Annotated in this window: 15 protein-coding genes and 1 other annotated feature; of the genes, 2 read left to right on the top strand and 13 right to left on the bottom strand. The window is 48.0% G+C overall.

What is annotated here, in order from left to right; translation table 11 throughout:
* Positions 1-153 precede the first annotated feature (153 nt).
* The 4 genes from DW826_RS11495 to DW826_RS11510 all read right to left on the bottom strand — a co-directional run bounded on the left by DW826_RS11495 (position 154) and on the right by DW826_RS11510 (position 4,170).
* Positions 154-1,113 carry a translation initiation factor 2 gene (locus tag DW826_RS11495; RefSeq protein ID WP_117552769.1) on the bottom strand — a complete coding sequence of 320 codons (960 nt, stop codon included), beginning with the start codon at positions 1,111-1,113 and terminating at the stop codon, positions 154-156.
* A gap of 9 nt (positions 1,114-1,122) precedes the next feature.
* Positions 1,123-1,563, bottom strand: a complete 441-nt coding sequence (locus DW826_RS11500; RefSeq protein ID WP_117503399.1) for a DUF4869 domain-containing protein — start codon at positions 1,561-1,563, stop codon at positions 1,123-1,125.
* A gap of 329 nt (positions 1,564-1,892) precedes the next feature.
* Complete coding sequence (locus DW826_RS11505; RefSeq protein WP_117552770.1) at positions 1,893-3,071, bottom strand: hypothetical protein; 1,179 nt, start codon at positions 3,069-3,071, stop codon at positions 1,893-1,895.
* The gene (locus DW826_RS11510; protein WP_117552771.1) at positions 3,055-4,170 is read right to left on the bottom strand and encodes an iron-containing alcohol dehydrogenase family protein; all 1,116 of its coding nucleotides are present in this window, start codon (positions 4,168-4,170) and stop codon (positions 3,055-3,057) included. The genes DW826_RS11505 and DW826_RS11510 overlap by 17 nt, the downstream gene beginning before the upstream one ends.
* Before the next feature lie 295 nt (positions 4,171-4,465).
* On the opposite strand from DW826_RS11510, the gene DW826_RS11515 reads away from it, so the two are divergent.
* Positions 4,466-5,800, top strand: coding sequence for a sensor histidine kinase (locus tag DW826_RS11515; RefSeq protein WP_181968051.1), 1,335 nt, complete (start codon positions 4,466-4,468; stop codon positions 5,798-5,800).
* A gap of 105 nt (positions 5,801-5,905) precedes the next feature.
* Positions 5,906-6,144 (top strand) — a binding site (T-box leader).
* 301 nt (positions 6,145-6,445) lie between these two features.
* Here the strand turns inward: DW826_RS11515 and DW826_RS11520 are convergent.
* Complete coding sequence (locus DW826_RS11520; RefSeq protein ID WP_117552773.1) at positions 6,446-12,469, bottom strand: MBG domain-containing protein; 6,024 nt, start codon at positions 12,467-12,469, stop codon at positions 6,446-6,448.
* Between the two features lie 257 nt (positions 12,470-12,726).
* On the opposite strand from DW826_RS11520, the gene sigG reads away from it, so the two are divergent.
* Positions 12,727-13,503: an RNA polymerase sporulation sigma factor SigG gene (gene sigG, locus DW826_RS11525; protein WP_117472242.1), complete on the top strand. Its 777-nt coding sequence runs from the start codon at positions 12,727-12,729 to the stop codon at positions 13,501-13,503.
* Positions 13,504-13,580: 77 nt separating this feature from the next.
* Here sigG and DW826_RS11530 read toward each other — a convergent pair whose 3' ends face one another.
* The 8 genes from DW826_RS11530 to DW826_RS11575 all read right to left on the bottom strand — a co-directional run bounded on the left by DW826_RS11530 (position 13,581) and on the right by DW826_RS11575 (position 22,102).
* Complete coding sequence (locus tag DW826_RS11530) at positions 13,581-14,933, bottom strand: M20/M25/M40 family metallo-hydrolase (RefSeq protein WP_117552774.1); 1,353 nt, start codon at positions 14,931-14,933, stop codon at positions 13,581-13,583.
* A 25-nt stretch (positions 14,934-14,958) separates the two neighbouring features.
* Positions 14,959-15,681, bottom strand: a complete 723-nt coding sequence (locus tag DW826_RS18980; RefSeq protein WP_347472352.1) for a thioesterase family protein — start codon at positions 15,679-15,681, stop codon at positions 14,959-14,961.
* A 215-nt stretch (positions 15,682-15,896) separates the two neighbouring features.
* The gene (gene spoIIID, locus DW826_RS11545) at positions 15,897-16,178 is read right to left on the bottom strand and encodes a sporulation transcriptional regulator SpoIIID (protein ID WP_015552650.1); all 282 of its coding nucleotides are present in this window, start codon (positions 16,176-16,178) and stop codon (positions 15,897-15,899) included.
* Positions 16,179-16,445: 267 nt separating this feature from the next.
* Positions 16,446-16,976, bottom strand: a complete 531-nt coding sequence (locus DW826_RS11550) for an isochorismatase family cysteine hydrolase (protein WP_015552652.1) — start codon at positions 16,974-16,976, stop codon at positions 16,446-16,448.
* A gap of 192 nt (positions 16,977-17,168) precedes the next feature.
* Positions 17,169-18,008 carry a class B sortase gene (locus tag DW826_RS11560; protein WP_117484720.1) on the bottom strand — a complete coding sequence of 280 codons (840 nt, stop codon included), beginning with the start codon at positions 18,006-18,008 and terminating at the stop codon, positions 17,169-17,171.
* A gap of 122 nt (positions 18,009-18,130) precedes the next feature.
* Positions 18,131-19,474 (bottom strand): MATE family efflux transporter, encoded by a 1,344-nt coding sequence (locus DW826_RS11565; protein WP_347472354.1) that lies wholly within the window; start codon positions 19,472-19,474, stop codon positions 18,131-18,133.
* Between the two features lie 123 nt (positions 19,475-19,597).
* Entirely contained in the window at positions 19,598-20,641 is a 1,044-nt protein-coding gene (locus tag DW826_RS11570; RefSeq protein ID WP_117470081.1) for a cytidylate kinase-like family protein, read from the bottom strand.
* A 15-nt stretch (positions 20,642-20,656) separates the two neighbouring features.
* The gene (locus DW826_RS11575; RefSeq protein ID WP_117484722.1) at positions 20,657-22,102 is read right to left on the bottom strand and encodes a sodium:proton antiporter; all 1,446 of its coding nucleotides are present in this window, start codon (positions 22,100-22,102) and stop codon (positions 20,657-20,659) included.
* Positions 22,103-22,176: the final 74 nt, after the last annotated feature.

Raw genomic sequence — 22,176 nt, forward strand, 5'->3', positions numbered from 1 at the left:
AACAGATTCCTTTCCATTTTTTCCTTAAGTTTATGATGTTGCGCTCAGACCATGGGCTGGTATTTATTTATAAAACAATTAAGGAGACGGCAATCAGTCGTCTCCTTTCGTTATTTAGAATCATATTTTCTGCTTATCACATATACTTGACACTTAAAATTCAATTCCGCGAATACTTTTCAAAATCGTCCTCTTATTTCTCTCATGCAGATATGCCGCGTTAAGCTTTGCTTTCCTATACTGCAGATAACTGTCCTGCGTCCGATCTACAAGGACTTTTGTAAAGTACCTTTCCCAGCTAAAATACTCTTTGCTGTCTATATATTTCTCTGGTTCTTCCAGCATGTTTTCAATGTCTTTCCCCTCAATCAATCCTGAACTCAATACCAGCCACTCAAAGGATTCCGGCAAATACAGATGAATCCTCTTCTTTTTCCTCACAATTTCATATAACCGGTTCATCTCCGGTCCTATCGCGGCACCGTCAGCAATGACACAGACTTCTTTTTGCTCCAATCCGTTCAGCTTAAAGTAAATATTAGATTTTCCTTCTGCGCTCATACATTCCATATGTTTTTCTTTTGCGACAGCATAAAAAAAATCATAACCGGAATTTGAATCTTCCGTAATCAATATTTCCGGTTTCACCGGAACATTTTCCATATTGGAATAAATCTGATACATTTGCTGATACACTTTTCTTGTATTCTGGTATTTTCCCGATGAATGCAAGCCATATATCTCTTCGACACTGTAAGGGAGATTATAAAGATTTTCTCTTGTAATCAGAACAACATAATTATCGGACTTGCATACAGCTGATGCAAACTCCTCTGTGTTCATAAACGCATTTTCTTCATCAATAAAGAAGATCGTTTTCTGTGAATTCTCAAGAATCAGTTTCCAGGATGTTCCCTCCAGAATTCTGCATGGCACATCGCACTGAACATCGATTCCACTGGAATTCCCCAGATTTTCTGCCTGCCTTAACATATTGACCAGCGTAGTTTTCCCTGTCGCGCTATTGCCCTGAATAATCGTGATATTTCGTCTGATCTCCAGTTCATAGTGAAGCCGGTTATTCTGTACAATTACTTTATATTTTCCTTTCATACCTCTCTCCTACACATATTTCCCGGCGATTTCCGAAAACTTTTCCATGTCATAAACAATTTCACCCGTGTTCAGTATTTCGATCTCGAATTTTCCGTCTCCAAAATTCATGACATGACGAAGATTGACCGTGAGATCTTTCTTTTTCCCAATTTCCAGAATCCACTTCGCACAGTTGTTTCCACATACGGATATATTAAATATCTTCTGATTTTTATCAAATGCAAGCAGGATCAGGGTTTTCACACCACCTGACAATTCCTTTACTGAAACCGGTCCAAGAACAGGGCTGTCGATTAGTCTGGAGCTGATAACCTCCGACTGATCCACATCCTTAACCATCTCTTTTGTCAATGGATCTGTGATCCACTCATCTTCATACTGATTGTCAAAATATGTAGGCGGATGATAAATAACTCCACCCATGTTTCCGAGAAAGATTTTCAGCATTCCTTTTTCACTCCAAATATTTCTATATGATTTCTATTTTCTTGCCTACTGTTATCTTGTTCATATATAATGGCTAACTGCAGAATATCATACTATAAAGTATATCATACCTGCTTCATATCATACACATATTTTTAAGAACAAATTTCTTTCTATTCTTCACATTCCAAACAGGCAGGATCCTCTGACGCCACTATTTCACTGATTGCTGATCACTTACCCCAACTCCATAACAAAAAGCACCCACAGCGCCTCCAATATCCCACCTGTCTTCCTGACAGGGACATATCAAATGCACCATGAATGCTTTTTATCCATACAATTTCTATTTATTTCGTATCAAATCTCGTAACCGCCATATGCACCAGATATGGGATCAGGATCACAGGGATCGCGAGGTATGCGAGGACGCTGTACGCACGCTGGATCAGGGTCAGGAGACCGAACTGGGCGATGGCGAAATCTACAATGCAGCAAATCAGGGCTGCAAAGATCTCGTGGCGGGAGATCTTTCTCTTAGGCGTTTCGCCTGTGTTTTTCACGGATTCTCCGGCCAAAACAGTTTTCTTTCTGTCAGCACATCCGGCTTCGATTCCGCTGCAGATCCTCCTCACCATCGCAGCCACCATATTGACCGCCGTGGAGACTGCCCCGAGAATAATAAGGACCGAGATCAGCGGTGTCATAAATGCCTTTCCGACACCATTCTGAACCATAAATAAAGTCGGAACGCTCTGGTTTTTCATCTCCGGGTTTTGGCAAACCGTCATGATTCCCAGAACTACCATAGTCATCATCAGCGTATTCACCACGAATCCGATCCCCATGCTTTTCACCGCGTCATCCGGTTTCTCGAAGGACTTCGCGTGCTGCACGAAAACAGCCACATTCGCTAACTGGAATGTTCCGTAGAGGAATGCAGAATACAGCGCTTTCCCGAAAGGAACCGGCTCCGCCTGCATTGCGGCTGCGGTCTCTTTGATCGCGCCGAAGCCTGCCGCGATGTTCGGAATATACACGATCAGTAGTCCCGCGATGATGCAGACGGAAAGCACCGATGCCACTTTCCAGACAAGATCCGTTCCGAAGATCGCCACGATAAAAATAAACACACCGATCACAAACGTGCAGAGTAAATACGGAAGTCCCGTGAGCGCAGACAGCGTCGCGCCGCCCGTCGCAAAGGCAACCGCCGGGGCCACGCACATCACACAGAGATACAGGATCTCAAACAGGTTGGAAAAGACTGGTGCAAACTTTCCGTAAAACGCGTTATTGTAGGACCGGTAATCGTGCACCTCATGTTTTCTCGCAAACCGCAGGCAGTAGGCAAAAAACACTGTATTATAGAGCATCGCGGCCGCCGGCATGATCAGGCACCAGATCCCATAACGCACATAGTAACTGTAGATCTGCGCGCCGGAGGCAAAACCGCCGCCGAAATGAGTCGTAAACCACACAAACGCAACCCCTAAGATCATGGAACCGGCTTTATTTTTCTGTGTCATAGGCGTCCTTTCCTGCCCGTTCCTTTAAGCGGTCCATGGCATCTCTCAGCATTTCTTTTGTCACCCTGTACGGATAATGGGCAACATCGGACATCTCCGGGATTCGGTTCATGCTCTCCTCCCACTCGTCCTCTGTGATCTCGATCTCCTTTAGGGATACCGGAAGTCCGATTTCACGGTTCAGCTTATAGATCTTCTCAAACTCCTCTTCCTGTCTGTCCACAAGCAGTGCAAGGAGAACACCAAAGCCAACGACCTCCCCGTGAAGATGGCGTTTCTCGATCACCGGATAAGACGTCAGCGCGTAGAAGACCGCATGGGCAAGTCCGCTGTTGTAATCCGGAGTACAGTCCTTTGTGAGGAAGATAGACGCAATTCCCGTGGTGACAACGATGGCGAGGACCACCTGCTCCACATCGTAAGTGCAGAGCCCTTTCTGATGATCCGCATACGCCTTTACACCATACTCAAGAAGCGGCTGCAGACACATCTCACTGACCGCGACGCCTACCGCTGTGAAGTGCTCCAGACGCTCGTCCCTGGATGAGATCTTCGCCTCATAATATTTTGCGTAAGTATCGCCAATTCCAGCCCACATGTATCTCGCCGGAGCTTTTGCGATGATCTCCGTATCAATGAAGGCGTGCATCGCCGGGCGGATAAAGAAGTGCGGTTTTAAGAATGTCCCGTCATCGTTGTACATGATGGAGACGGAGGTCGTCGCGGCGCAGTTGGAGGCGATGGTCGGGAATGTGAATACCGGCTTATCGTCCGTGATGCAGAGGCACTTTACGGTATCCAGCGCTTTTCCGCCGCCGACACCAAAGACCATGTCTGCCTCGTGATAGACCTGCAGCGCCCGGAGCGCCTCCACAGTCTTGTAGGTACAGTCCTCCCCGAACAGTTCTTTTCCGATGATCGTGAGGTTCGTCTTATCCACAACCGCCTTGATCTTATCATAAGCCGCCTCCAGAGCCAGCTTTCCGCCGATCACCAGGACTGTCTTTCCGTAGGATTCGCAGACCGGACCGATCTTATTGTAAATGGTATTTCCGATGGAATAGCTCGGAAGATGTACCTCATAATTCTCAAGCTTCATGTATCTTCTCCTTCTTAACAAAAAATTCCCTCGATGTGATCGACTTTTCACTTTTCGACACCATAAATATCTCCGGGCGATCATGATCCGCCCGCTACATCACTATATCACTGTAAAGTTTCAAGTTGATGGGGTTAGTATAGCATAGATCGTAAAAAAAGAATACCTTTTTTTCTGTGTATCCTAAAACTTCTCATCCCTGCACAAGATGTCAAAATCCTGCATAAGTTATACTTTCAGAACAGTAAAACTTTGTTATAATGGATCATATAGAAACGAGAGGAGGTTGTTGAGTATGAACAGCCCATTCTGGTCCCTTGTCATGCGGTATTTTCTGGAATTTTTTTCCATGGTGCCCTGTGCGGTTCTCTGCTTTCTTCCGGTTCAGGACCGGCTCCGCATAAAACCGCTGAATATTTTTCTCACCGGTATCCCGCTCTCGATCCTCTGGGCTTTCGCCGGAGGCCTCGTCTGCGCAGACTTCGGGATTGCGAGAGACTTCTGGATCCTGCCGTCCTTTATCCTGTTTGCAGTATTCTTCCATCGGGTCTGTGATCTTGCCCTCTGGAAGCCGTTCAGTATCCTGCTCTCCGTCTGCGCGGTCTTCTCCTGTATCACAAACCTGACGCTCTTCGCGGATGCCCTCATTGACCGGACGAACACCTCCGGTCTGTTCACGCTTCCGGGCGCGGGGATCCACCTGCTGCTCTCCGTTCTCATCGTGGCCATCGTATGGTATCCGGCAACCCATGCCGCGAAATGGCTGGTGGACGATATCGAAATGGCGAAGATCTGGTATATATTCTGGGTATTCCCGGCAGCCTTCTTCCTGCTGAACCGCCTGATCCGTCCGCGCTACTATGAGACGCTCTACACGAACCGGGTCATGAAGTTTTATCCGATTTTAATTCTGGCGCTTCTGACCTTCCTCCTGCTCTTCTATTTTATGTTCTATCTGATGGCATCGGAGATGAACCAGAATACGAGACTTTTGAGGGAAAATGAGCTTCTGCAGCTCCAGAGTGCCCAGTACCGCAATCTCCAGCGCTCCATCGATGAGACGCGGATCGCCCGCCATGACCTCCGTCAGCATCTCACGGTGCTCTCGGGATACGCGGCGAACAAAGATCTTGACGCGATCTCAGACTATCTCGCGTCCTTCCGGAAACATATGATGCCGGAATGGCTGCCTGCTTACTGTGAAAATCAAGCTGTCAACGCGATCCTTAGCTACTACGCGCAGATTGCAGAAAAAGCCGGAACTGCTCTGGAGATCCAGGCACAGATGGAAAAAGAAATACCAGTTCCGGAGCCGGAATTCTGCGTGCTTTTGGGAAATTTACTAGAAAACGCGGTGGACGCATGTCGGGAAAACAATGAAAGCGGCGCGATCAAGGTCCATATCCGCCAGACCGCCACCTCCCTCATAGCCATCACGGTGGACAATCCCTGCAGAAATCCTCCAGTTCTTGAAGGAAAGCGTTTTCTCTCCACAAAGCACAGTGGCCCCGGCATAGGCACACAGTCCATCCGGCTCATCGCTGAACGGCACCATGGAGATGCGCGGTTTGAATGGAAGAACGGGATGTTCTACGCATCGGTGATCTTAATTCCGTCTGCAGAATCATGATAGAAATAGCAAAATATTTCCGGGCAATTTCGATCGTTCACTGTAATTTTTCAGACTTTTTTACTATCTCACATTAAAGTAGTAAAATAATGCCGTAAAAAATCGAAATACGCGTAGACGGAGAATAGTAGGCTGCAGGATTCCCCACAGAGAGCCGTGGTTGCTGGGAGCACGGCGGGATGAAACAGTCCGAACTCGCTTCTGAGCGGTTCCGCTGAAATTGAACGGTAGGCGGAAACAGGTTCTCCCGTTACAGGGAAAGGGTATCCGGCCGGTACCCTGTAAAGCAACGTCTTCTATGGACGAATCAGAGTGGTAACGCGGTGAAAATCATCGTCTCTTCATGCAGCAATGCATGGGGAGATTTTTTTTCGCTTAAATATCGCATAAATGCCGGAAGTGAAGCGTATTATGGCTTCATTTCACACGAATTTCGATTGCAGAAAAAGAAAGATCCGCAGGTTCCCATTTTTAGGATCCTGCGGATCTTTTTTACTTCATGTCGTAACGGTTCAGTGCCCTCACAGTTACGCGCAAAAATCCATTCCTAATCGGCTGTGCCGATAGGATTTTTGCCTTCTATTCTAAGTTTTCTTACGGTCAGCGCAGTAAATGCGCAGACCTACTGAACAGTTACTTCATGTCTTAATTTTCTTTTGCTTCAAGTCCATCCCATGCACCGTCTTTGTCGACATAATATCCATCCGGTGTCCTGGTTTCTTTGTACATGGAGCCAAGCGGCACAGCTCCGGATGTCTTTGACAAGTAGTACCATTTTCCATTGATGAACTGCCAACCTGTGAGCATCGCTCCGCTCGCCGGATCGAGATAATACCAGAAGCGTCCTGACTCATCGTAATACAAGCCAATCTGCATTCCGGTCTTCTCATTAAGCAGATACCATTTTCCGCTTGCGCCATCGAACACCCAGCCGGTCTTCAGATAGCCGTCAGAACCGAAAGCCCACCATTTTCCGTCTTTCTGGATCCATCCCAGCTTTTCACCGTTCTGATCACTGGTCTTTTCTCCTGCCGGATAGGTGCCGTCCTTGAATTCGAACCACCAGCCCTTTTCATCGCGTTTCCAGGTTCCCTGTGCGTCATTTTCAGAAGAGCTGCTGTTAGAAACATTCTTTCCAAAGTTCGTTGCCGCCGGGTTCTTTGTGCTGCCGGAACCGCCGGAATTGTCGGAATCATCGGATCCGCTGCTTGCTCTGCGGACTGCGTGAAGTGTTCCGTTCTCAAAGAGGATCTCGTAATTTCCAGATGTCAGACCGGACGGCAGAATCGAATAATCTCCTGCCGCGCTGTCTGGCGCGTATTCACAGGTAAACTGCAAGCTGCCGTTCAGCACATCCGCGGTATCTGTTCCCGCAAATCCTTCGTAGAGGACTTTGTACTCCGGAATCGCATCTCCGACTGTGACATTCTGATCCACTGCTTTTACGCTGAGCGGAGCTTTTTTGATCTCAAAGGAGAATGTCTGGTTTCCAGCCTCATAGTTCTTTCCGGCTTCCGTATGAACTTCCACCGTGTAGGTTCCGGCATTCATCGGCACTTCCGTTAAGATCTCGCTGCCCTTTTTGATCGTCACGGTCATGTTTCCATCACTGTCCGTCCATGCCTCCGGCGCGGTGTTTTTCGCGTCATAGACACGGTTTAACTGATCCAGATTCCGAAGTTCAAACTCTGGCTTCGCCTGGGATACGGTCAGTTTTCCTGGCTGATATGTGATCACATAGTTTCCATTTTCCGCTATAAGGCCGGACGGGATGATCTCGTACTCGTTCACATCGCTACCGTCTGCATAAGCGCACTCGTAGGAGAGTGTTCCGCCGAGGACTTCTGCGTTTTCTCCGTTTACGAAACCTTCGAACGTGCTGCTGTATACCGGCGGTTCGTCCTTATAGGTCACGTTTCTTGATTCTGCCGTCACAGTGAGCTGTGCCGGGGTGATCGCAACGGTTGCGGAGCCGCTTATGGTGTCAAAGTTTTTCTTTGTCACCGTGTAGTATACGGTATAGCTGCCTGTGTTCTTGTATACAGGGCTTTCTGTGAGCGTGCAGTTATCTTCGGACTCACCGTAAAGGATCTCACCGTCTCCAGCGTTTCCGGAAAGGGTGATCTTGATTCCGTGGGACTGTCCGTCGTAGATTCCTGTATATCCGGCTGCGTCGACGCCTGTGATCGAGGCATTTTTGATCTCGATTTCAAAGCTGCCGGATACGGAATCATGGTTTGCTGCGGATGCAGTGTAGTATACCGTATAGATGCCGGCGTCGGTGAAGGCAGGAGCAGTTTTTAATGCCTGCGTTTCGTCTGCGGCCTGTTCTGCTGTGAGGCCATAGCGGAAGGTGATAGCCGTTCCACCGGTCGTACTTCCTGTTGCCGTGACTTTCGGCAACTGTTCCCTTCCATTGTAGGTCAATTCCATCATCTGCCGTACAGAAACATTCTTAATTTGGGCATTTTCGATCTTTGCACCGCTGCAGGAAACATTGGAAAGCTCACTCGTTGTAAGTTCATAGCGATCCGCAAATTTCGGATCCAATGTGATCTCTGTCACATTCACAGTATCTGTCCCGGAATCGCTGGAGGTCCATTGGAAAGTTCCATTGGCCTTTAATTTCCCCGCATCCTCCGGTAGGATCGGTTTTCCGTCAGCAGAACTGAGCGTGAGCGTTCCCTCAGCGTTTGTATCTCCATCATAGGTCTTTGACTGAAGAGTGTTTACAGAAGGAACGAGCTGCGCTTTGGAGACTGTAAATGCGACCGGGGTTCTTTCCGCTTTCTTGTAATTCCGGCTCTGGCTTACGGTTGCCTTTACATACCAGAGTCCAGGTTTATTCTCTGCATTCCATTCCTTATATTCACCGTTTTCGGTACTACTGTAGGTGTATTTAATTTCTCCTGTGGTGTCCGCTGCCGTGAGCTCCGGCTTCGGTGTTTCTCCGTAGCGGATATCCGGGCATGTTACTGTGGAGATTGTGTTTGAAGCGCGATAGATCTTTAAATCTGTCCCTATGCGTACAGGATTTTCCTGCGCTTCCACATTCTTTCCACCGCTGCTGGTAATTCCCATATAATAAGTTGCATATTCTTGATCCGGATCTGCATTGACCTCATAATGTCCTTCTGCATTTCTCGAAACCTTCTGGGTCAACTCTGCGTCACGATACAGTTCAAACCGGATCTCTCCATAACCTGTCACCGTATGTCCGCCAACGGAATAAGCGTCCTTTATTCCCGGTTTAAGGTAGTCCTCTTCATCTTTTCCATAGTCGATGCTTGTTACAGTCTGAAACCAGTCAGGATTGAACGTGGCTTTCTTGATCGTTATCTCTCCAATCCGCAAATTTGTAACACGTTCAACTCCATTTTCACTATTGGTGCTTACATAGATTCCATAGGTTCCTGCTGCCGCCGGAGCACCGATGAAATTATCAGCATCCTCTGCACCAACTTTTTCCTTATACTGAACAGCATCGATGCCAAACGATCCTTCTTTTCCCTCTACAGGTCGCACTTCTATCTCATGTATATCACCATTATGTGTATAGGTAAATTCAGTGGATCCAACTATCTGGAAATCATCCGTTGTCAGCGTGCGTTTGAGAGTCTTAAATTTGACTGTCTGCATTTCCGACACATCATTATTATCATTCTCTGCTACAAGATAATATGTATATGACGTATCAACAGAGAGATTATTCAATTCAATAGAAAATTTACCATTTTCTACATCTACTGTTGCAAAGCTCGCCTTACTATCCTCTTTCTTTGCTTCTGCTCTGAGCGCTTCTCCAGTGTATCCTTGATAATTAGAATTTGTATAGTATACTTTTGTTCCATCTGAAGTTCCCTTTATAGTCGCAAAATTCTCTTTGATATCATCAGATGATATTGCTGCGTCAAACTTAACCTGATATCCTGCGTAAAGTTCAATTTCCGGTATTTGACCTTGTGGATTTAACCTATCTTCGACAAGTTGATTCACTGTTGCTGTTGTATCTGTCGCAGTACCATTTCTGTTTGAATTTTCTTTGTATCTCCATACTGAAAAAGCCGCGCCATCTGGCAACCCGAGATTGCTCAAATAGCTTCGATGATCATCGTCAAGATTCAGAAGATATTCATCGTAAAACGGAGCCGCTTCGCTGCTTTTAGTATAATACTTCACGTGAACCGTATAAATATTCGGTGCACTGAATGCATAAATCTCAGTGGTTTCCGGATTTTTAGAAATCATATGCTCATTATATACTGCAAAGATTGGAGTCTTTCCGCCTGACAGTGTAATATGTTCAAGGAGATCCCGATAATTTGAGGTCGAGGCTTTGAAAAGCTTCATGTTCGCCCCTGTTTCATTTCCGTCCCACGGGAGATTAATTTGAAGGTTTTCTTCTCCTGTTGCCGTTGCCGTTGTAAAATCGATCTCATTTATTTTTGATGCACTTTCGATCTTCATAGATGCGAACGGGAAATTTCCTTTAACCGTAAATTTTGCAGTCCCGCTGACACTGTTTTTCTCCCAAGCCATATAAACATCCGGCTGATTCTCACCACCGGAAATTGTTCCGCCAGACAAGGTAATTTCATTAAGTTGGGTATGCTTTAAACCATACTCTCCGCCTTTGATCGTTCCCCCTGTCATCTCGAACTTAGCATGGTCTTTCTGTAATCCGCTGCTTCCAAGTCTGTTTATATAAACAGCTGTGTTATATGTTGACTCAATCAGTCCATTTTTAATTGTTACTGATACTCCACCAATTGCACTGATCGCATATCGATTTTGCGAAGAATAAGCGGACTGATCTACAATATGCGCGTTACCATCTACAATCAGATCTGCCCAGGTCAATGTGATAACAGACTCATTCGCATTATCTGCATTCACAGTTCCAATAATCTCCCCACCTGTAATATGGATCGTACTTTTTGTCTCTCCATTGAAACCGCTGCAGTTAATTTCAGATTCCAAAGTTCCCGTTCCAACAACATTTACTTTTCCAGTGATCTTTCCCTTAAGCAGAACCGGTTTATCGTCAGCGTTGCCTGAATCTACTGTAATATCTCCATCAATTGGATTTTCTGTTCTTCCCACACTGATTTCTAATCCATCCGTTCCAGTGTTTCTCAGCAGAATTTCATCTATAATTCCGGATACTGTAACTTCGGCTTTAGTGTACTTGACCGTCTCTACTTTCTCAGTCCCATCCTCAGTTTTGTCATACGTAATCTTAACCTGATACTTTTCCGTATCGGAAGGTAACTGGATTTCTGCACTTTTAATATTTCCTGCCGGAATCAAACTTGATTCAGCCTTTGGATCCATAATACGGATATAGTTGCCCACAGCTCTCGCTTCGTAACTCTGATACTGATCCGCATATCCACTATCAGAATTATGATTGACAATGCTTAAATGAATCCCTTTGACTAACTTCTCCATGTTCGTGTATGAACCTTTGATCCAGTTTTTCAATGAAGAACTGGCCTTCATTGCAAGGTCACTTACCACAAATTTGAATGAGTCATTTATCGTTTCTAAATTCACAGCATCAATAGTAGCACAGGAATTAGTCATACTACCATAATATATCGATCCATTCGTATTTCCGCCTTCAGCAGATATATCAATATTACCTGATAATGATAATTTTGTCTTATCTAACATTGAAATTGCAAAAGCTCTTCCTGATGAATTAGTGTTCTTGGCATAAATTTTTCCACCACTGATAGAAACCTCTTCGCTTTCGCTAATTGCAGTAATCGTACTCGTATCATCTTTTATATTATTGAGTTGTCCCCCACATATATCTATATCTTTTATATGTGCCAGTTGTCCATTCCATGTACCGTCTTTTATTTTAATACTGCCTGTTCCACCGTTTCCTCTGGCATTTCCATTAATTATTCCTCCATTTAAAGAAATCACATCATTTTCATACATATAAAAGCCATCTACAGACTTAACAGTACCGCCATTTTGTTCAAAAATAGCTGTAGAATTCTTAGCATTCGACGACCTACGAATAACGTACGAACTTGTTGTTATATCAGCCTCATTGTGTATAATAAATGTGTCATTTGAGCCAATAATAAATGCTTCAGCTGCACTCGTATATGTGCCTTTCAAAGTCAATTCGCAGCCTTCCGTAAGTGTCGGCGCTTCTCTACTAATATTGACATTATCAAAATTAATATTTATGTTCGTATCTGTACCGAAACTCAAAATCTTGTTGAACGCATCTGTCAGACTATTTAAGTTTTCCCCATCTTCTGTCAAGCTTCCGCCAACAACCTTAAACTTCCCATCTGTCTGGCTGATCGTATATATTCCTTCCGTAACCGACTCCGCATTCATCGCACGCTTAGCCATTTTTCTCTTCGTCGCCGGGTTCTCTTTCCCATTCGATGCTGTCGCGGTCTCCTTCTCAAGGTCGGACTCGGTCGTCTCGTTTGAATCCACAGTTGTATCCCGCTTCTCGTCCGCATTGGACGCGCTGGCTGTCTCGGCCTCGATTTTTTTATTCTCTTTTTCCAGATTTTCTTCCAGCGCAGTTATTGTCTCCGCCTTCGCCATAATTCCCATATCGCCATGATTGACCAGAAGGACTGCAATCAGGACTGCTGCTGACATACGTTCATACCATTTTCTCTTTCTCATATTCATTTCCCCCTTTATGACAGGTTCTTTTGGATTATACTTGCAAAATTTCAGACCATTCCACGGTTCATAGTTGATTTTATTATACGTTTTTTCTGTTCCACCCGCAATTCTTTCTGCACAAGATGTCAAAATTCCGCATAAGATGTCAAAATCAGGAATGATTCTCAGGAAATAACTCCCGTTTTTTTCATGTATAAACTGCCCTGTTTTCGTGAATCATTTTTCTATGAAAACAAATTGCGGAGGTTCTTATCATGGCAGGATATAAGGTTGAAATCTGCGGGGTAAATACTTCTAAACTCCCGCTTCTGACGAATGAGGAAAAAACCGACCTTTTCAGACGGATCCAGAATGGAGATACGGACGCAAGAGAAACATATATTAAGGGGAATCTGAGGCTTGTTCTAAGTGTGATCCAGAGGTTTTCAGGGAGCAGTGAGAATCTGGATGACTTGTTTCAGATCGGGTGCATCGGGCTTATCAAGGCCATCGATAATTTTGATCTGTCGCAGAATGTGAAGTTTTCAACTTATGCGGTGCCGATGATCCTGGGGGAGGTGCGGCGGTATCTGAGGGATAATAATTCGATCCGGGTGAGCAGGTCGCTCAGGGATACGGCTTATAAGGCGCTTTCAGCGCGGGAGCTTCTCACGAAGAAGAATCTGCGGGAACCTACGATCATGGAGATCGCGGATGAGGTGGGGATCTCGAAAGAGGAGATCACCTATGCGATGGATGCGATCCAGAGTCCGGTGAGTCTTTATGAGCCGGTTTATACGGATGGTGGGGATCCGCTTTGTGTGATGGATCAGATCAGTGATAAAAAGAACCGGGAGGAAAATTGGGTGGAGCAGCTTTCTCTGAGTGAGGCGATGAAGAGGCTGCCGGTCAGGGAGAGGCGGATTATTGATATGAGGTTTTTTGAGGGGAAGACGCAGACGGAGGTTGCGGGGGAAGTTGGAATTAGTCAGGCGCAGGTGTCCCGTCTGGAAAAAAATGCCTTAAAGGCAATGAAAAGTTATTTAGATTAATAATAATCAGAAAGAGCCAGAGACTTATATCCCTGGCTCTGAGTTTGTTTTTGTTAGCTTAAAAGATTTTCATATAATTATTTCGCGGTCTCCCCATATCTGGTCAGCAGTTCCATATAGAAGTCGATGCTGTCCGCCAGCTCTTCTACTCCTGTGAACTCGTTCGCTGCATGGACATGATGGTCTTCTCGCGCGTAGATCGTTGAGAAGCGGTATACGCGGTCGCTGAGATCGTAGACGAATCTCGCGTCTGTTCCGCCGAGCATCATCTCCGGACACGGGATCACATCGCCATAGATCTTACCGCTGATCTCAACGAGAAGGTCTTTGATGGCTCCATCGTACAGGGATGTCGGGGACGCGTTGCTGCCTTTGAGAACGCGCACTTCCACCTCATCCGGCACGATGTCTTCCAGGTGTTTCTTTACGCTCTCAACGGTATCTCCCGTGAGGATACGGCTGTTTACAACTGCGGTGACCTTCGCCGGAAGAATGTTCGCCTGGGCGGATCCGGAAAGCATCGTCGGAACGACGGTGGTGTGGAACATCGCGTCGAGGGCCGGATCTTTCTTAAAGTACGGAACAAGCTTTTCCAGATTCTCATCCGGTTTCTCAAGCAGCTTTGCCAGCTCCGGATTTTCCTTCGCCATATACGGCGCAAGGACCTCGAAGCGGCGTCGGATCGTATCCGTCACGCGATATGGCATCGGATTCTCCTGGATCGCTATCAGTGCCTTTGCAATCATGGTCGTCGCGAAATTCTCGCCCGGGCGGCTGGAGTGTCCGCCTTTTGCGGTGTAGGAGAGTTCAAAGTCCACATATCCTTTTTCGCAGAGACCAATGGTGCAGAGTCCCTTATCGTCGATTCCGTAATCACTTCCCGGGCGGACTCCGCCGCCTTCGTCAAGGACGGCGCCGAAGCGGATGCCGGTTCCGCGGAGTGTCTCCGCCGGGATCTTTCCGCCTGCGACCTCTTCCATGTATCCGTAGGAAAGGTAAAGGTCATAGTCCGGCTCGCAGCCTTTTTCCAGAAGTTCCTCAACGGCTTCCAGCTGTCCGATCAGGTTGCTCTTGCAGTCACTGGATCCGCGGCCCCAGATCTTTCCATCGGCGATGGTTCCGGAGTATGGCGGATATGTCCACTTTTCAAGGTCGCCTTCCGGGACAACGTCCTGATGCGCCATTAAGAGAAGCGGCGCGGCACCGGATTTTCCGGTTCCTTTCCAGTGATAGAGAAGTCCTGCCTGTCCGGTATGTTCCAGGGTCAGGTGTTTATGTACTAACGGGTATGTTTCCTTTAAATACTCGTGGAACGCGTCAAATTTTGTGTAGTCAGTCAGTGAATTGTCCGCGTTTGATACGGTTGCGAAGCGGACCGCGCCCGCAAGGTGTTCCGCGCTGATCTGCGGATCGATGGTGTGTTTTCCCATGTGTCTCTTCTCCTTTGCTGTCGGATTATTCTGCTTTCTTCTCCGCCTTCTCACTCATCGCCTTGGAGTTTACGATAACGCGCAGGTGGGAACCTTCTCCGCACTTGCCTTTTTCATCGTTCACTTCAATGTCGAACCAGAGCTTTCTTCTCTCGATGCTGCGGAGCTTCGCGGTAGCTGTCACTTTCATTCCCACCGGTGTCGGTGCCAGGTGGCGGCAGTGGATCTCCGCGCCGACGGTCGTCTGTCCCTCTTCGAGGTAGGATTTCGCAAGTTCCAGGGCTGCGTCCTCCATAAGAGCCACCATGTTCGGGGTGGAGAGGATCTTGGAACCGGCGCTGCCGATGCGTTTTGCGGTCATGTCATCGGTAACAGTCCATGTGAGGCTGTATGTCGGTGCGTAGAGATCTGCTTTGTCAGCTAAGATTGCAGCAACAGCTGTGCATGCCGGACAGTCGCAGAATCTCGCGCCCTCTGCCTTGATCTTCTTCGCGTGAGCCTCGATTCCTGCTGCCTTTTCCTCTCCAAAGATCTTCTTCCCATCCTCAGATCCCGCAAAAGCGATCAGACCATCGATCGGGATAATATCTGCCGCGATCTCCTCGATCAGCGCCTTTGCTGCCTCGTCCTGTTTCTCTGTATTGACGGCTTCAAGCCATTTGTTTGCAGCTTCATTTGCCTCCGCACAGCAGGACGGCGCATTGATAAGTGCTTTAACTTTCTCGATTATTGCCTCTATTTTGCTCATGATTTATTCCTCCGTTCGTTTCTTTCATGTCACTTTTTCTGCCTCTGATAAGGCTGTTCCGGAAGGAATCTTTTCCGGGTTTCCCCTTGCAGAAACAGTCCTGCTCCCATTCTATCGCATGTATTTCGAAAATTCAATCGGATTTTTCAACAGTTTTCAGACCTTTTGTCGATACTGAGATTTTTTCTCTCAAAATATCCGCAGCAGTTTCCCTCTCACATCTCCACCCTGCTGCAGGCCTGCAGCTGATGTTCATGCTCGTACTTCTCCTTCGTCGCAAGCCCGCCGCGGATATGCCGCTCCGCCTTGTTGATATCCAGAACCACTCTCGCCTGTGCCGCCAGGGACGGATCGATATGGATCAGACGATCCGTCACATCCTTGTGTACCGTGCTCTTTGAGATTCCAAACCGTTTCGCCGTCTGTCTCACCGTCGCATTCTCGTCAATAATATAGTTCGCGATCTGGATCGCCCGTTCTTCAATATATTCCTTCATAGGGTTGCCCCTCGATGATATTTTTACCATCTTATTACAGAATTTGAGAATTTATGCGGGCAAGATTCCTATCCTATATCTCAACGCATTCCCGCGCCGCAGCAGTCTGTATTTTTGCGCAGATGCGTATTCCTGATACGTTATCGTCCTCTGGTATAGCAGTGCATTCCTCGAATTTTCCTATATACAAAAATGTGCAGATATAGGTCCCCTCCATAAAAGGATCTCCATATCTGCACATCATTTCACTCTAAATCTTTAATTTTCTTACTTCACCACGATCTGACAGCTTCTCATGGTCTCTAAAGCCGCCTCATGTCTTTCCCTCGTCACGCCTGCCGCACATGCGGAATCCACGAAGACCGGGGTCTCCGGGAGGAACGCTTTGATGAGGAGTGCGTTTGAAACCACACAGATATCCGTACAGAGTCCCACAAGCTCGATGGACTCGATCGGTGTCTTCTTATTTCTCTCAAGAAGGTCTTCCGCTAACTCCGGACATCCGAAGGTGATCTTCTCATACATCGCCGCGTCGCGCTCCACGAAAATCTTCTCAAGCTCCGGGATCAGGTTCCATCCGTCGGTTCCTTTCATACAGTGGGGAACCGGAAGGAAATGTCCCTCCTGGGTGTCCATATAATTCTCGAAATGCGTGTCCTTCGTAAAGATCAGGTCCCCATCAAACTCTTTTGCCTTCTTTACAACAGCCGGGACGATCGCCTCCGCGTCCTTGCTGCCGAGACTTCCGTTCACAAAATCCTTCTGCATATCCACAACGATCAAAATCTTCTCTGCCATAGCTCATCTTCCTTTCTCCGAATCCGGATCTGTCTTAGGTCGAGGATACCCCAGACCACCTGCCCTGTCAAGCGTTTTTCCGGATCAGCAGCAAAATGCCCCTGAGTTTCCACCCAGAAGGCATTTTTCTTCTCCCTGTCCTGCACGGCCCGCATTCCATTGATCGCGGACCTGCGCGATAGTAGCTTATATTTACGGCTCCGCAACCCGTCTCGCCGCCACCACAAACCGTCCATTTTTCGTATGGTAGCTGCATGTGGACAGCATCAGGATCTGGTCCTCGTACTCCGGGACGATCTCCGTGTCGTAGTCGGAATGTCCTCTGAGCCAGGTCACCAGCTCATCGTATTCCTCCTCCGGAATATCCCCGTCGTAGCGGTAATACCGGAATCCATCCTCATCTTCATAGAGCACCTGCGTCTCCACCGCCGCAAAGACCTCATAAGTCCGCGGTTCTCCGTCGACGTAAAAACGGACGATCGGATGTTCTTTCCAGTAATCAGCCTTTTTGTAGGAATCAAGGGTTCCGAATATGGACCCGTTTTTCATGTTGTGCCCATAGATGATCAGACACTTCGTGTCCACGCCGGATGCCTCGCCGAGAAACGGGGTTCCGCCAAATGACTTGGAACCATCAAAGGCCCTGTGGAGGTAATATTCCGGATCAGACTCCCGGTCCACCACCGGGTAATCGATCCTTGTATCCGGGATCCTGATCCAGCCGACGTAATCGGGGTTCTCATTCTTAAGCGCCGCGTATCCGGCAGCCTCCTTTAAGAGTTCTGCCCACTCCGCCGCTTTCTCCTGATCCGTTGTCTCCCCGGCACTCTCCGTCAGATCTGCCGGAGCTTTTTCCTCCGCGTAATCCGCCGCCAGCTTACTCAGGCTGTCGAACGCGTCCGCTTCCTTTTTGGCCGCCAGGTAATCCCGGCCCGCCATAAAGGCGGAGACGCAAAACACCGCGCCGAACACCAGGATTCCTAATTTGTACCACCATGGGCTTTTTTTCTGTTTCTTCTTTCCTTCTGCCATCAGCTCTTTCTCCTTCTGTCAGAGTGCTCCTTTCCGAGTATCCGTGCAAGAAGACCAGTGAGGGAAATTCCCGCAAGTAAAAACCACAGATAGCCATGTGTCACATCACCAGTCTCAGGAACCTAAGTTGTCTTTTCCTTAAGCTCTCTCCCGATCTTTTTTATCACAAAGAGATACGAGACACCCGTAAATACCGCCGCTGCGATCCATGCCGCCGGATCGGCGAAACAGGCGAGCGGATAGCTCAAAAGCTTCATCGCCGCCATGGAGACAATCAGTCTCGCGATGAGCTCCGATACACCTCCCATCATCGGCAGAAAGCCATATCCGCAGCCCTGCATGATATTGCGGAAAATAAAGATCGTGCAGAGCGGCAGGAAAAACATCGCAGTCATATAGCAGTAAGTCTCCGCCCACGGCATCATCGCTGAAATATCCACGTCCCCGGTAAAGAAAAGTCCGAGACATGGTCTGAGCAGCGCACACATGAGTAATGCTACTGCGACGGAATACACAAACTCCGCAAGAAGCGCTGCCTTTACCCCTGCCTTGATCCTCTTCACATCCCCACAGCCGTAGTTCTGCCCGCCGTAGGTCGCCATCGTCTGTCCCATGGCGATCATGCCCTGGATCACGAGACTCTGGAGCTTCGCCGCAGCTGTGTAAGCCGCAACTGCCACGGAACCGAAGAGGTTGATAGCGGACTGCATGATCATGGTTCCCGACGCTGTGATCGCGAACTGAAACGCCATGGGAATCCCGGCCGCAAGCTGGTTTCTCGTGTCGCTTCCGTGGATCTTCCAGTGTTCTCTCTCCGGCTTTAAGGATGGAACCTTCACCCAGATATATCCCGCGCAGAGCACCGCCGAGATCGCCTGGGACAGATTTGTCGCCCAGGCTGCTCCTGCCACACCCATGCCGCCGCGGATGATAAAAAGCAGATCCAGACCCACGTTCAGGCAGGCGGAAAATATCAGGAAAAAGAGTGGGATCTGACTGTTTCCCACCGCCCGCAGATAGGAGGAAAACAGGTTGTAGAAGATATTTGCCGTGAGTCCGACGCTGATTCCCATGATATACGTGTAGGCATCCTGAAAGATATCTGACGGCGTATTCATCAGGTGCAAAAGCGGGTTCATGATCGCCACACAGACCAGTGTCAGGATGACCGCTGCGATCACCGCCAGGATCATTCCGTTTGCCACGCTGCGTTTCACACCTTTTTCATCCCCTGCCCCATACCGTTGGGCGGTAAGGATCGAAAAACCGGCAGTGATTCCCTGAGCAAAGCCGGTCGCCAGAAACATGATCGTTCCGGTGGAGCCGACCGCCGCCAGCGCCCCGGCACCGACGTAGCGGCCGACGATGATCGTGTCCGCCATATTATAAAGCTGCTGAAAGATATTTCCGATCACCAATGGAATCGTAAATTGCAAAATCACCGGCAGCGGTTTTCCTTTTGTCATATCGAGCTGCATGCTGTTGATCCTTTCTTTTTACATAAAAATGCCTGACTGATATCAGCCAGGCATCAAAATCATAATTTGTCATGTCCGGCAAACAGGCCGGCAGCACATTTCATTTGGGGATCATTCCGATTTTTTCTTATCCTTATCGCGACCGATCATTCTCAGAATAAAATCGACAGTACCGTCAATTCCGTAGCTTGCGCTGTTGATGCATAGATCGTAGTTATTCGCGTTTCCCCAGCTTCTTCCGGTATAAAAATTGTAATAATGCGCATGTTTTTTGTCAAGTTTTTTCAGGAAATGGCGCGCTTTTTTCCGGTCTAATCCGGAGTTTACCTCGATCGCGCGCTGGATCCTCTGCTCGATCGGTGCAGTGATATAGATACTGATATGCGGAATACCGTTGTTCGTTAAGATCGCATCGGCACAGCGGCCCATGATAATAAAGTCTTCCTTTTTCGCCATATCACAGATCAGGTCGCTCTGGTTGAAGAAGACGGCATCCTGACGGTTCAGGCCGTGGTAACGGCTGAAATATTTGATATGATCCTTCAGGGACATATGGGTCACTGCCTCAAACTCGCTCGCCGGACTCTGCTGCAGTTCCTCAGAGACGTGGGCATATCCCGCCGCGTCACGGATCGTCTTATCCTTCTCCGCGTCGAGGCGTTTTAATACTGCCGCGAAAATATCGGCATCGTAGTAGTTAATATGAAGCTTATCCGCAAGCTTGAAGCCGACATCGATTCCGCCGCTTCCGTATGTCCAGCTGATGCAGATAATCAGATGGTCGTCGTTGGAGAAACGGTTCGCTACGTTGAAGCTGTTTAACTTCGCGAGGATCGGGTCGATCACATCGCCGCTGGCGAAGCTTGTCGGAAGACTCATGACCTCATTGAGGATGCGGTTGTACTCGGTCATACACATCGCGCGTTCTTCTTTATCCTCGATGGTACGGGCCATGTTCGCGATCAGCCCAAGCTCGCTGCGGACTAAATGTCCCTGCGGTCTTGTTGTGAGGAGCTCCGTAAGTTCATTGACGCAGCGCTCTCTGTCACGGTTGAATACACGTCCCAGGGAGGAACCAAGGTGGACATAGACCTCCGCGTCCAGATCGTAGATATGTTCTGCCAGTTCTTTGATTTCTTCTTTCGTTGCAGCCATATTTCCTCCCCCTTCCTATAAAAAGAATACCAGAGTATCCACAATGAATACCGGAACAAGAATTCCAAAGGACCAGATCAGATATCCGAAGAACGAAGGCATCCGGATACCGTTCTCATCCGCAATGGATTTGACCATAAAGTTCGGCGCGTTGCCGATATATGTATTCGCGCCCATAAATACGGCACCGCAGGAGATCGCTTCCAGCATCTTGACCGGAACGGTTCCGAGGGCCGTCACCATGCCCTGTGACAATCCTAATGCGCCTGCTGTTGTCAGGAATACCAGATAGGTCGGCGTATTGTCGAGGAAGCTGGATAACAGACCGGTCGCCCAGAACATCTCAAACGGTTCTGTGATCCCAAGCTCCGCTCCGTTCGCCTTTAAGATCATAAGAGCCGGCTGCATTGTAATAAAGATACCGACGAAGAGAACTGCAACCTCGTGGATCGCGCCCCAGGTAAAGTGGTTCTCTCGGCGGATCGATCCATCCGTCGTCTTAAAGGACAGGAATGCGGATACAAGGATGATCACGCACTCAATGATCGCCGGATAGGATAATGTAACTTCTCCGAATACATGGATCCCGAGGACATTTCCTGCGGCATCCTGAAACATCGGCATGGACGGCAGGGTACCGCTTAAGATAACGGCGATCACGATCATAATGATAAAGATCAGGTTGTGGCCGCCGCGGATCTTCACTTCAGTACCCGGTTTGCTGATATCCGGTTTTAAGCCTGACGCGATATCTTTTCTGTATGCCTTCATATCAAAATGATAGAAGATGAACAGCAGGATGATCATATTGAAGATCAGGATCGGTAAAAGCTTTAAGCTCCAGAAAAACGGGACACCCCGCATGAATCCCATGAGCAGAGGCGGATCTCCGATCGGAGTCAGGCAGCCGCCCATATTGGACACCATAAAGATAAAGAAGATCACGATGTGGCGTCTTCTCTTTCTCCACGCGTTCATCTTGATGATCGGACGGATCATTAACATACTGGCTCCGGTGGTTCCGATCCAGCTGGATAACAGGGTTCCGAGTGCCAGAAGTCCCACATTGATCCTCGGGGAACCAGCGAGATCACCTGACAGGGTAATATTACCGGACACACAGAACAATCCGAAAAGAAGGACGATGAATGTCAGGTAGTCGTTTATGATACATTCCAGTGTCGTCTCCGCCGCCTTCGGCACACCGTACTTCACGGCGAACGGGATCAGGAACAGCAGGGACCAGAACACGACCGCGTGCGGCTGGTGCGCCTCCCACCACTCTGCTTTCACAAGCGGAAGGACCGCAATGCAGAGCAGGAGTCCTGCAAATGGAATACAAAGCCATAACGGCGTCTGTGCTGCCGCCCCGGCAGCCTCTGGTTCTGCCGCAAGCGCTGTAACTGCAGTCTGGTTTAAGACCGCCAGAAGTCCTGCGCAGAATGCAAATAATTTCTTCATGGGTAAACCTCCATGTAATCAGCTTTTATGAGCCATTACTCTTTTTTTCGCTCAACACGGCTACTGATTATAAC

Source organism: Clostridium sp. AM34-11AC, assembly GCF_003435375.1.
Lineage (GTDB): Bacteria > Bacillota > Clostridia > Lachnospirales > Lachnospiraceae > Pilosibacter > Pilosibacter fragilis.